This is a genomic window from Streptomyces sp. CoH27 (assembly GCF_020181035.1).
In the GTDB taxonomy this organism is placed as follows: domain Bacteria; phylum Actinomycetota; class Actinomycetes; order Streptomycetales; family Streptomycetaceae; genus Streptomyces; species Streptomyces camelliae.
Window position 1 is genome coordinate 477,931 of the sequence record NZ_JAIQYY010000002.1, and the last position, 11,973, is coordinate 489,903.

Consider the following 11,973-nt stretch of genomic DNA (forward strand, 5'->3'; position numbering starts at 1 on the left):
TTGGCCACGCTCTCGCGCCGGATCACCGCCTGGCCCGCCCGGGAGGCGGTGAGTGAGGCACGGTCGGTGAAGAGGACTCCGGTCATGCCCTTGCCGCGCCCCCGGTCCAGGAACAGGGCCGCGCCGGTGAAGCCGGGCAGCACCTCCAGCCGGGGCAGCACGCCGGAGTGGAACGTGTCGAAGGCCAGGTCCGCGTCCGCGGGCGCGAACTCCAGCCGGCTCAGGCGCATTCCGCCGCCGGTGAGCGGCCGGCGTCCGACGGGGAAGACCGTGGCCTCGTAGTTCTCGACGGCGACGGTCCCGGCGAACGGCCGCAGCAGGCCCGGCCGCCGTTCGCGCATCACCTCGTCGCTGTTGTCGCGGGCCTCGGCGGACTCCCACCAGCTGACCGCGAGCAGGGTGCCGAGGTCCCGGTCGACGAAGACCCCCGCGCCGCGGAAGCCGGGCCGTTCCTCCAGCAGGTCGTGGCCCTGTGTGTTCAGCGACCGGATGGCCGTGCCCAGCTGTGCCGGATCACCGGTCGCGTACACCGTGCGGACGAACAACATGCGTCTCACCTCCCGCAGCCGCGACCGTGCCGGGCCGACGGCGGCAGACAGGTCCGAAAGAACCGGAGCAAACGTCCTCTTCAGTCTTGCCCGGATATACAAATCACCGCAATACGCACAGGATTGGGGGGTTCGCAACCGGGGGACTGAAGCGGACATGGCGCCGAGGCAACAAGGTCACGGCGGCCGACGCACGGTAGGAAACTTTCCTGACAGAAGGACCCCGCCTCAGTTGGGCTGACCCAGCGGACGTACGACCACGGTGTTGACGTCGACCCCGGCCGGCTGCCGGATCGCCCAGAGCACCGAGTCGGCGATCTGGTCGGCGGTCAGCAGGTGCCCCGGAGGCAGACTGCCGAGCCCGTCCCAGAACGGGGTCTCCACCCGGCCGGGAGCGACCAGCGTCACCCCGATCCCGAAGTCGGTGACCTGGCGCCGGGTGTTCTCGGCCAGCCCGGTGACCGCCCACTTGGTGGCGCCGTAGAGATTGCCGGGGGTGTTCACGAACCCGGCGACGGAGCCGACGAGGACGATCCGGCCGCGGGACTCCTTCAGGGCCTCGACGGAGGCGCGGATGAGCAGGGCCGGCCCGAGGACATTGGTGAGGATCATCTCGGCCCAGCCGGCCGGGTCGCCCTCGGCGACGCTGTCGTGGGTGGCGAAGCCGGCGTTGGCGACGACTGTATCCAGTCGACCGTATGCCTTGAGTGTGCGGTCGACAGCATTCTGTATATCGTCGAACGCCGACGCGTCACCGGCGACCGTCAGCAGTTCCTCGGGCCGGCCGAGCCCGTCGGCGAAGTCCCGCAGCCGGGCTTCGGTGCGGCCGGTGACGGTGACGCGGTGTCCGGCGGCCAGCAGCTGCCGGGCGACGGCGGCGCCGATGCCGGTGGCGCCGCCGGTGATGAGTGCGACCGGAGAGTCGTTCACGTGGATCCCCCTGTGAGTCGGTGACGCCGGGGAGTCCATCACGTGGAGCGCGCTCGAAGTCAAGCGCCGGCTGCCCGGCCGTACCGCTAGACCGGCCGTACCGCCCGGTGCACCGTGACGGCCGCCAGGACGAAGACGTCGGGGCGCTGGTGGACGCTCACGGGGTCGGTGGGATCGAGGAGCCGGTCGAGGGTGGCGCGGTCCTCGGCGTCCAGCGCCTCGCCGAGGACGTCCCGGCTGCGGGTCAGCGCGGCGGCGACGAAGGCGCGGGCCCGGTCCGGTACGGGGGCGGGTACGTCGAGCAGGAAGCTGCGGGTGCCGGTGTGCTTCAGGCCCGCGGCGCCCAGCAGGGCGGGCCAGTCCTCGGTCTCGGCGACGGAGCCGGGCAGCTCGGCGCGCATCCTGGCGAAACGGTCCTCCTGGGCGACGTCGAGGCGGGCCTGGAGTCCGGGGCGGCCGAAGCCGAGGTCACGGGGCAGCCAGCGGGCGGGCAGTCCGCCCTCCAGGATCGCCAGCGTGCCGCCGGGCGCGAGCCGGGCGCCGAACGCGCTGAGCGCGGCCTTCTGGTCGCCGAGGTGATGCAGGCTGCGGCTGGCCCACAGCAAGTCCGCCGGGTACTCCAACTCCTTGAGCGAATCGGGGAGTTCACCGGCGAGGGTGTCGAAGCGGTCGGCGACGCCCTGACGGGCGGCGCGGGCGCGGGCGCGCTCCAGCAGTTCGGCGGAGGCGTCGGCGGCGACCACCCGGGCGCCGGGGAACGTCTCCGCCATCAGGCAGGAGATCACCCCGGGCCCGCTGCCCGCGTCCACGATCAGACCGGGTTCGGTCACGTCCTTGCCCAGCCAGGCCAGGGCGCGCGCGTACACCCGGCTGTACAGTCCGGCCTCCGCTTCCAGCATCTCGGCCATCGCGGCCCAGTCGATGTCGTCGCCGTGAGCGTGGCCGTGCCCCGCGTGTCCCTGGTGCGTGTGGTGCTCCTGATGTGTCTGGTGGTCGTGGTGCCCGTGTGTCATGGTGCTCAGCCTCTCGTTCGGTTGCCGCCAGCGTGCGACGGCACCGCGCGAGGGGGCCAGTTCTGTTGCCGGTGTCGCAAAAAGTTGCTGTTCTCGCAAAACCGCTGATCCGCCGGGGTCCCGGCCGATGACGGCGGGGCCCCGGCGGACGTTCACCGCGCCGGTGTCACGGCTGTTACGGCAGCGGCGGGTAGGCGTTCTGCATCAGCTGCTGGAACTGGGCGGAAAACCAGTGCCCGGCCAGCGGCGCGTTCGGCAGGGCGCCGCTGGGGTTGTTGTCGTTGCGGGCGTTGCCGCCGTAGCTCGGGTCGCACATCTGGTCGAAGCCCTTGCCCTCGTCGTTGGGGATCGACGTGCTGGCCCCGTCGGACTCCCCCGGCGGCTTGGCCCAGACGTAGGCGTCGATGCCGGCGGCCGGGGCGGCGGTGGGTCGTTCGCCGAGGCCGGCGCCGCTCTGGTTGCACCAGTTGCCCACGTTGAAGCGCCGGTCGATCCGGCCGCCGTTGACATAGGTGTCGACGGAGGTCAGCGCACCGGGACCGGTGGGCCGGGCGGAGCCGCCCCAGCCGTTGCGGGAGGTGTCGATCAGCATGCCGATGCCGGGGTCGAAGCCGGCTGCGACCAGCTTGTCGCGCAGGGCGACGGCATACGACTGCTCGTCCACGTACTGGTTCCAGTCGATCCACTTCGACTGGCGCACGGTCGTGCCGTTCACCGTGTCGGTGATCTTGACGTACGGCTCCCTGAGGGCGCTGTAGTTGGCCGTGTTGACGATGAACCCGGCGACGTCGTTCACGCCGGCTCCGTTGGTGGTGGCAACCTTGTAGAACTCCTGCACGGAGGGGCCGAGGTTGGTGTCCCAGCCGAGCCAGCCGTGGTGAGCGGCGTCCACGTAGTTGTAGACGTTCGGGATGGCGCCGAGCTTCTGCAGGGCGTAGGAGACGCCCTTCTCGTAGTTGCCGTTGGCCTTCATGGTCTCGCAGGCGGGGGTGCTGGTGTTGGTGCCGCCGGAGTTGGTGACCAGGTTGGGCAGCGAGTCGGGCTCGATGATGGTGGCGATCCTGAGGCTCGCGTAGGCCGGGTCGGCAAGGATCGAGGCGATGGGGTCGATGTAGTTCGTCTCGTACTTGGCGATGTCGTCGGGGCCGAGTTCGCCGTTGGAAGCGAGGGCGGCGCAGTCGCGGCCGGGCAGGTCGTAGATGACCAGTTGAACGACGAGGTCGCCGGAGCCCTTCTGCTTCAGGGCCGCGTTCAGGTGGTCGCGCAGGCCCATGCCACCGTTCACGCCGTTGATGGTGGCGATGCGGTCGAGCCAGACGGCGGTGGGCTGGTTGGAGACGCGGCTCCCGCCCGGTTCGGCTGCCGCGTGCGCGGACCACTCGGGGTCCACGTAGACCTTGGCACCGGCGTAGGGGTTGTCGACCTTGCTGCCGGTACCGCCGCCCGTACCTCCTCCGGTGCCGCCGCCCGTGCCTCCTCCGCTGCCGCCGCCCGTGCCTCCTCCGCTGCCGGTGCCGTCGTCGACGTTGCAGGTCACGCCGTTGAGGGTGAACGTGGTGGGCAGGGCGTTGGTGCCGCTGTAGGAGGCGTTGAAGCCGAAGCTGACCGAGGCTCCGGTCGCCAGGGAGGCGTTGTAGCTCTCGTTGGCGGCGGTGACGGTGCTGCCGCTCTGGCTTACTTGCGCGTTCCAGCCGCTGGTGACCTGCTGGTTGCCGGCATACGACCACTTCACCGACCAACTCGACGTCGCCGCCGCATTGTTGGTGACGGTGACGGCGGCGGTGAAACCGGTGTCCCACTGATTCTGCACCGTGTACGCCACGGTGCAGGGGATGGCGTCGGCCGCGGCAGAGGCCGGGGTGGTGGTCAGCGCCGTCCCGGATGCCCCGGCGATCAGCGCCAGGGCCGCGAGCAGCGACGTTCTGGTACGACTCATGAGTGCGGGTTCCTCTTCCGGTGTGGGGAGTTACGGGTTGAGGGCGCGCAGGTGGTCGCGCAGCCCGATGCCGTAGGCGGTGGGTGTGCCGTCGTAGGCGGAGATCAGGGACGGCCCCGAGGAGCAGTCCCAGGTGTTCCAGGTCCAGCCCAGGTAGGACAGGTCCCGGTCGTCGAACCACTTCATGACCTGGTCGACGAAACCGTGCGAGCAGGTGTTCTCGCCGATCTCGCCGGCGATCAGCGGCACCTGGGCCGCGACCGGGGCGAGCGTGGAGTTCCAGCAGCTCGTCGACGAGCAGGTGTTGAAGTTGTAGACGTGGTAGGAGGCGGCGAGATTGCCTGCTGGATCCTGCGGTCTGTAGGCGGTCCACTGGCTGAGGTCGTTCGCATACGCCAGACCGCCGACCATGATGACGTTCTTGGCTCCGGTGTTCCGGACACTGTCGACGAGATTCTGCATACCGGCGACCTCGTACGAGATCCCGGGGCAGGTCCCGCCGTCCCGCCAGCACTTCCAGGCGTCGGCCGTGCTGGAGGTCGCCCGGTCCGGGTACGGCTCGTTGAACAGGTCGAACACCGGTGCCGGGTCGTTCTTGAAGGTGCTCGCCACCGAGGCCCAGAACGAGGGGCTGTACTGCTTGTCGGGCATGGGTTTCTGGCAGGTGGCGTGGATGTCGGAGCAGCCGGCGGAGTTGCCGGTGTACTGGCCGTAGGACCAGTGCAGGTCGAGGATCGGGGTCAGGCCGTGTGCCTCGACGCGGGTGACCAGGTCCTTGACGGCGGCTATGTAGTTGGCGCCGGCGTACTCGGGTTTGACGTTGGAGAGGCCGAGCCAGCATTCCTCGTTGAGGGGGATGCGGACGGCGTTGGCCTTCCAGTCGGCGATCGCCTTGATCGCCGTGTCGTCCACCGGGCCGTCCCAGATGCCGTAGCCCTGCACGCACATGAACTCGCCGCCGGAGCGGTTGACGCCGAGGAGCCGGTGGGTCGCACCGGAGGTGTCCACGAGTTCGGTGCCGGAGACATGCAGGGCGGGCGCGGCGCCGGTCGAGGGCGGTGGCGAGGTCGGCGGTGGTGTCGTGGGGGGCTGCGCATCGACGTTGCAGGTGGTGCCGTTGAGCTTGAACGCGGTGGGCACGCTGTTCTTCCCCGACCAGGAGGCGAGGAAGCCGGCGGTGACGGTGGCGCCGGCGCCGAGGACGCCGTTGTAGCTCTCGTTCGCCGCGGTGACGGTGGTACCGGACTGGGACCAGGTGGCGTTCCAGCCCTGGGTGACTTTCTGGCCGTCGGCGAAGTCGAAGCCGAGCTGCCAACTGCTCAGTGCGGCTTGGTTGTTGGTGATGGTGACGGAGCCCTGGAAGCCGCCTGCCCACTGGTTGGTGACGGAGTACTCCACCGTGCACGCGGGCGTGGCCCCCTGAGCCGACACCACCGGGACGACGGCGCTCCCGATGAGCGCGACCGCGCCGGCGGCGGCTAAAAGTACTGAACGCGGGGGGTGTCGCATGAGCGACTCCTTGCAGTGTGGCGCGCCGTGACAGGCGCGTCGACTGACTGGAACCGCTCCCACTGGTGCGAAGGAAGGTAGCGCCAAGTGGGCAGGTTGCCCAGGGGAGTTGCTGACTTTTCCTCAAGAGTTCCGGGTCGAATCTTTTCGACTCTTCAAGCACCTTGACCCCTCACAGGGTCGTCCCCACTATGGGAGCGCTCCCACTGGTTCAAGCCTTGACTTCTTTCCGAGCCGCAAGCCCGCAAGGAGGAACCAGCACATGGATCCCGGACGCAGACGCAGAGCCGTGCGGCGGTGGTGCACCGCCATGGCGGCCGCGTTCGCCCTGCCTCTGTCGATGCTCGCCGCCGGTGCGACGACCGCGCACGCGGCGTCCGTGCAGTGCAGCGTCGACTACACGACCAACGACTGGGGTTCCGGCTTCACCGCCGGACTCACCATCACCAACCGCGGCACGGATGCCGTCAACGGCTGGACGCTGTCGTACGCCTACTCCGGCAATCAGAAGCTGAGCAACGGCTGGAACGGCACCTGGTCCCAGTCCGGCCAGACGGTCACCGTGCAGAACGCCTCGTACAACGGCACCATCGCCGCGGGCGCGGCCGTCACCACCGGTGCGCAGTTCACCTACAGCGGCACCAACACGGCTCCCGCCTCGTTCTCGGTCAACGGCACGACCTGCGCCGGCGCGCACCAGCCGCCGGTCACCGTGCTGACCAGCCCGAGTGCGGGTGCGGTGTACACGCAAGGGGACGCGATCCCGCTCGCCGCGACGGCCGCGGCGGCGGACAACGCGACGATCAGCAAGGTGGAGTTCTACGACGACACCACGCTGCTGGGGACGGCGACGAGCGCGCCGTACTCGCTCTCCGTCTCAACTTTGACCGTGGGCAGTCATTCGCTGGTGGCGAAGGCGTACGACAGCACGGGCGCGTCGGCCGAGTCCACGCCGGTGGGCGTCACGGTCGTCTCGGGCCCGGCGGTGGTGGCCTCGCCGGCCCAACTCGGTGTCCAGCAGGGCAAGTCGGGGACGTTCGGAGTAAAGCTGTCGACGCAGCCGAGCGCGAACGTGACGGTGAGCGTGGCCCGCACGGACGGCAACACGGGCCTGTCCGTGTCCGGCGGCTCCTCCCTGACCTTCACTCCGTCGAACTGGAACACCGCGCAGACGGTCACCGTCTCGGCGGACTCCTCCGGCACCGGTGCGGCGACCTTCACCGCCTCGGCCGCGGGCCATGCCAAGGCGACGGTCACCGTGACGGAGCTGGCGGCGACGAAGGCGTACGACCAGCGGTTCCTGGATCTGTACGGGAAGATCACGGACCCGGCGAACGGTTACTTCTCCCCTCAGGGCATCCCCTACCACTCGGTGGAGACCCTGATCGTGGAGGCCCCGGACTACGGCCACGAGACCACGTCGGAGGCCTACAGCTACCTTCTCTGGCTGCAGGCGATGTACGGCAAGGTCACCGGTGACTGGTCGAAGTTCAACGGCGCGTGGGCGCTGATGGAGAAGTACATGATCCCCACGCACGCCGACCAGCCGGCGAACTCCTTCTACAACGCCTCCAAGCCGGCGACGTACGCGCCCGAGGAGGACACCCCGGACCAGTATCCGGCGAAGCTGGACACGTCGGTGTCCGTGGGATCGGATCCCATAGCCGGTGAACTGAAGACTGCCTACGGTACGGACGACGTATACGGCATGCACTGGATCGAGGACGTCGACAACGTCTACGGCTACGGCGACACACCGGGCGGCACCTGCGAGGGCGGCCCGACGGCGAGCGGACCGTCGTACCTGAACACCTTCCAGCGCGGGCCGCAGGAGTCCGTCTGGGAGACGGTCCCGCAGCCGACGTGCGACGCCTTCAAGTACGGCGGCAAGAACGGCTACCTGGACCTGTTCACGGGTGACAACTCCTACGCCAAGCAGTGGAAGTACACCGACGCCCCGGACGCGGACGCCCGTGCGGTGCAGGCGGCGTACTGGGCGGACGTGTGGGCGAAGCAGCAGGGCAAGGGCAGCGATGTGTCCGCCACGGTCGCCAAGGCCGCGAAGATGGGCGACTACCTGCGGTATGCAATGTACGACAAGTACTTCAAGAAGATCGGCAACTGTGTGGGGCCGTCGACCTGTGCGGCCGGCACCGGCAAGGACGCCTCGCACTATCTGCTGTCCTGGTACTACGCCTGGGGCGGCGCCACCGACACCAGCTCGGGCTGGGCCTGGCGGATCGGCTCCAGCCATGTGCACGGCGGCTATCAGAACCCCCTGGCCGCCTACGCGCTGAGCAGCTACCCGGACCTGGAGCCCAAGTCGGCGACCGGCGTCTCGGACTGGGGCAAGTCGCTGCAGCGGCAGCTGGAGTTCTACCAGTGGCTGCAGTCCTCCGAGGGCGCGATCGCGGGCGGGGCGACCAACAGCTGGCAGGGCCGGTACGCCACCCCGCCGGCCGGTACGCCGACGTTCTACGGCATGTACTACGACTGGGAGCCGGTCTATCACGACCCGCCGTCCAACCAGTGGTTCGGCTTCCAGGCGTGGTCGATGGAGCGGGTCGCCGAGTACTACCAGCAGACGGGGAACGCCACCGCGAAGGCGGTCCTCGACAAGTGGGTCAAGTGGGCGCTGTCGCAGACCACGATCAACCCGGACGGCACCTACAAGATCCCCTCGACCCTCCAGTGGTCCGGTCAGCCGGACACCTGGAACCCGTCGAGTCCCGGCTCCAACAGCGGACTTCACGTGACGGTCGCCGACTACACCAACGACGTCGGTGTGGCGGCCGCGTATGCGAAGACGCTGACGTACTACGGTGCCAAGTCCGGTGACGCGACGGCGAAGTCGACGGCGAAGGCGCTGCTGGACGGCATGTGGAGCAACTACCAGGACAGCCTGGGCATCGCCGTCCCCGAGACCCGCAGCGACTACAGCCGGTTCGGCGACAGCGTGTACGTGCCGAGCGGCTGGAGCGGCACCATGCCGAACGGCGACGCGATCAACTCCTCGGCCACCTTCACCTCGCTCAGGTCCTTCTACAAGAACGACCCGGCCTGGTCGAAGATCGAGGCCTACCTCAAGGGCGGTGCCGCGCCCGTCTTCACGTACCACCGGTTCTGGGCCCAGGCGGACATCGCCCTGGCCATGGGCTCGTACGCGGAGCTCCTCGAATAGTCCCCGCTGACGCTCCGCGTGCCCGGCCCCGTCACAGGGCGACGGGGCCGAACAAGGACCGGGCGGTCCCCTCCCGCACAGGGGACCGCCCGGTCGTCACGTCATGCCCTCCTCGCACGCAAGGAAAGACCACCTCGCACGCAGGAAGGACCCCCCACCATGCGCAGATTCCGCGTACTCGCGGCCGTGCTCACCCTCGCGGCCGGGCTGCTCGCGGGCACTCCGCCGGCACTGGCCGCGGCCACGGCCGCGCCGGCGCCGAAGGTGACCGTCGCCGCGGACACGTACACGTGGAAGAACGCCCGGATCGACGGCGGCGGTTTCGTCCCCGGGATCGTTTTCAACCGCTCCGAGAAGAATCTGATCTACGCCCGCACCGACATCGGCGGCGCCTACCGCTGGCAGCAGTCGACGAAGACCTGGACGCCGTTGCTGGACTCCGTCGGCTGGGCCGAGTGGGGGCACACGGGCGTGGTCAGCCTCGCCTCCGACTCCGCCGCCCCGGACAAGGTGTACGCGGCGGTCGGCACGTACACCAACAGCTGGGATCCGACGAACGGCGCGGTGCTGCGCTCCGCGGACCGGGGCGCGAGCTGGCAGAAGGCGGATCTGCCGTTCAAGCTGGGCGGCAACATGCCGGGCCGGGGCATGGGCGAGCGGCTCGCGATCGACCCGAACAAGGACAGTGTGCTGTATCTGGGCGCGCCCAGCGGCAAGGGCCTGTGGCGGTCGACGGACTCCGGGGTGACCTGGTCGCAGGTGACGAGTTTCCCGAATCCCGGCAATTACCAGCAGGATCCGACCGACACGACCGGGTACGCCGGCGACAACCAGGGGATCGTGTGGGTCACCTTCGACGAGTCCACGGGGACGTCGGGGAGCGCGACGAAGACGATCTACGTGGGGGTCGCCGACAAGGACAACGCGGTGTACCGGTCGACGGACGCGGGCGCGACGTGGTCGCGGCTTCCGGGCCAGCCGACGGGGTATCTGGCGCACAAGGGTGTACTGGATGCGGTGAACGGCTTTCTGTATATCGCATACAGCGACAAGGGCGGTCCGTACGACGGCGGCAAGGGCCGGCTGTGGCGGTACGCGACCGCGACGGGCACGTGGACGAACATCAGCCCGGTGGCGGAGTCGGACACCACTTACGGCTTCAGCGGGCTGACGGTCGACCGTATGCATCCGTCCACCGTCATGGCTACGGCATACAGCTCCTGGTGGCCGGACACCCAGATCTTCCGCTCGACCGACAGCGGGGCCACCTGGACCAAGGCCTGGGACTACACGTCGTATCCCAACCGTTCGAACCGCTACACGATCGACGTGTCCTCCTCGCCCTGGCTGACGTTCGGCGCGAATCCGTCTCCGCCGGAGCAGACGCCGAAGCTGGGCTGGATGACGGAGTCGCTGGAGATCGACCCGTTCGACTCGAACCGGATGATGTACGGGACGGGTGCCACCCTGTACGGCACCGAGAACCTGACCAACTGGGACAGCGGCGGGCAGTTCGCGGTGAAGCCGATGGTGCAGGGTCTGGAGGAGACCTCGGTCAACGACCTGGCCTCACCGCCGTCCGGCGGCGCCCAGCTCTTCAGCGCCCTCGGTGACATCGGCGGCTTCCGGCACACGAACCCGACGAAGGTGCCGTCGCTGATGTACACGTCCCCGACGTTCACGACCACCACGAGCCTGGACTTCGCCGAGACCGACCCGAACACCGTGGTCCGGGTGGGCAATCTGGACTCCGGTCCGCACATCGCGTTCTCGACGGACAACGGCGCCGACTGGTTCGCGGGCACGGACCCGTCAGGGGTGAGCGGTGGCGGCACTGTGGCGGCGGCCTCCGACGGAAGCCGCTTCGTGTGGAGCCCGGCCGGCACGGGCGTGCAGTACACGACGGGCTTCGGCTCCTCCTGGTCGGCGTCGAGCGGCATCCCGGCCGGCGCGATCGTCGAGTCGGACCGGGTCGACCCCAAGACCTTCTACGGCTTCAAGTCCGGCAAGTTCTACGTCAGTTCGGACGGCGGCGCCACGTTCACCGCGTCCGCGGCGGCCGGCCTGCCGAGCGGTGACAGCGTCCGCTTCAAGGCGCTGCCCGGCACCAAGGGCGACGTATGGCTGGCGGGCGGTGCGACGGACGGCGCGTACGGCCTGTGGCACTCCACGGACGGCGGCGCGAGCTTCACCAGGCTTTCGAACGTCGACCAGGCCGACACGATCGGCTTCGGCAAGGCGGCGAGCGGAGCCTCGTACCAGACGCTCTTCACCAGCGCGAAGATCGGCGGCGTACGGGGCATCTTCCGTTCGACCGACGAGGGCGCGACCTGGACCCGCATCAACGACGATGCCCACCAGTGGGGTTGGACCGGAGCGGCGATCACCGGCGACCCGAGGGTGTACGGCCGCGTGTACGTCTCCACCAACGGCCGGGGTGTCGTCTACGGCGACACGTCCGACACGAGCGGCGGCACGGGCTCGGGCGGGGGTACGACTCCCCCGGGGTCCGGCGCCTGCTCGGTGACGTACACGGTCACCAGCCAGTGGTCCGGCGGCTTCCAGGCGGATGTGCGGCTGACGAACACGGGCTCAAGTCCGTGGAACGGCTGGTCGCTCGGCTGGTCCTTCGCCGGCGGACAGAAGATCACGCAACTGTGGAACGCCGACTACACCCAGTCGGGTTCGGCAACAACCGCGAAGAATCTGAGCTGGAACGGGACGGTGGCGGCGGGCTCGTCCGTGGACTTCGGGTTCACGGGCAGCTGGTCGGGCACCAACTCCGAGCCGGCCTCCTTCGCCGTGAACGATCAGAGCTGCACGGCCGGTTGACATCCTTCGCAGGCGGGGGCGCGG

7 protein-coding genes are annotated in these 11,973 nt (G+C 69.1%); 2 read left to right on the forward strand and 5 right to left on the reverse strand.

All coding sequences use genetic code 11. The annotated features are described in order from the left end of the window. From LE548_RS04960 to LE548_RS04980, 5 genes are all read right to left on the reverse strand, one after another. Positions 1 to 548, reverse strand: a 548-nt coding sequence (locus LE548_RS04960; protein WP_225095364.1) for a hypothetical protein, incomplete at its 3' end; no start/stop codon positions are given. A 228-nt stretch (positions 549 to 776) separates the two neighbouring features. Continuing rightward, complete coding sequence (locus LE548_RS04965; protein WP_225095365.1) at positions 777 to 1,478, reverse strand: SDR family oxidoreductase; 702 nt, start codon at positions 1,476 to 1,478, stop codon at positions 777 to 779. 86 nt (positions 1,479 to 1,564) lie between these two features. Then, a complete protein-coding gene (locus LE548_RS04970; protein WP_225095366.1) occupies positions 1,565 to 2,491 on the reverse strand; it encodes a trans-aconitate 2-methyltransferase in 927 nt (308 codons plus the stop codon). 175 nt (positions 2,492 to 2,666) lie between these two features. Next, positions 2,667 to 4,427: a glycoside hydrolase family 6 protein gene (locus tag LE548_RS04975; RefSeq protein WP_225095367.1), complete on the reverse strand. Its 1,761-nt coding sequence runs from the start codon at positions 4,425 to 4,427 to the stop codon at positions 2,667 to 2,669. A 30-nt stretch (positions 4,428 to 4,457) separates the two neighbouring features. Continuing rightward, complete coding sequence (locus tag LE548_RS04980; protein WP_225095368.1) at positions 4,458 to 5,936, reverse strand: cellulase family glycosylhydrolase; 1,479 nt, start codon at positions 5,934 to 5,936, stop codon at positions 4,458 to 4,460. A 262-nt stretch (positions 5,937 to 6,198) separates the two neighbouring features. Between LE548_RS04980 and LE548_RS04985 the strand changes: the two genes are divergently transcribed. After that, on the forward strand, positions 6,199 to 9,117 hold the full coding sequence (locus tag LE548_RS04985; RefSeq protein ID WP_225095369.1) for a glycoside hydrolase family 48 protein: 2,919 nt from the start codon (positions 6,199 to 6,201) through the stop codon (positions 9,115 to 9,117). 159 nt (positions 9,118 to 9,276) lie between these two features. Further along, positions 9,277 to 11,949, forward strand: a complete 2,673-nt coding sequence (locus tag LE548_RS04990; protein WP_225095370.1) for a cellulose binding domain-containing protein — start codon at positions 9,277 to 9,279, stop codon at positions 11,947 to 11,949. Positions 11,950 to 11,973: the final 24 nt, after the last annotated feature.

Excerpts from the sequence above, each read along its gene's own strand:
- LE548_RS04985 (WP_225095369.1), top strand. The coding sequence starts at position 6,199 with ATGGATCCCGGACGCAGACGCAGAGCCGTGCGGCGGTGGTGCACCGCC.
- LE548_RS04980 (WP_225095368.1), bottom strand. The coding sequence starts at position 5,936 with ATGCGACACCCCCCGCGTTCAGTACTTTTAGCCGCCGCCGGCGCGGTC.
- LE548_RS04970 (WP_225095366.1), bottom strand. The coding sequence starts at position 2,491 with ATGACACACGGGCACCACGACCACCAGACACATCAGGAGCACCACACG.
- LE548_RS04990 (WP_225095370.1), top strand. The coding sequence starts at position 9,277 with ATGCGCAGATTCCGCGTACTCGCGGCCGTGCTCACCCTCGCGGCCGGG.
- LE548_RS04975 (WP_225095367.1), bottom strand. The coding sequence starts at position 4,427 with ATGAGTCGTACCAGAACGTCGCTGCTCGCGGCCCTGGCGCTGATCGCC.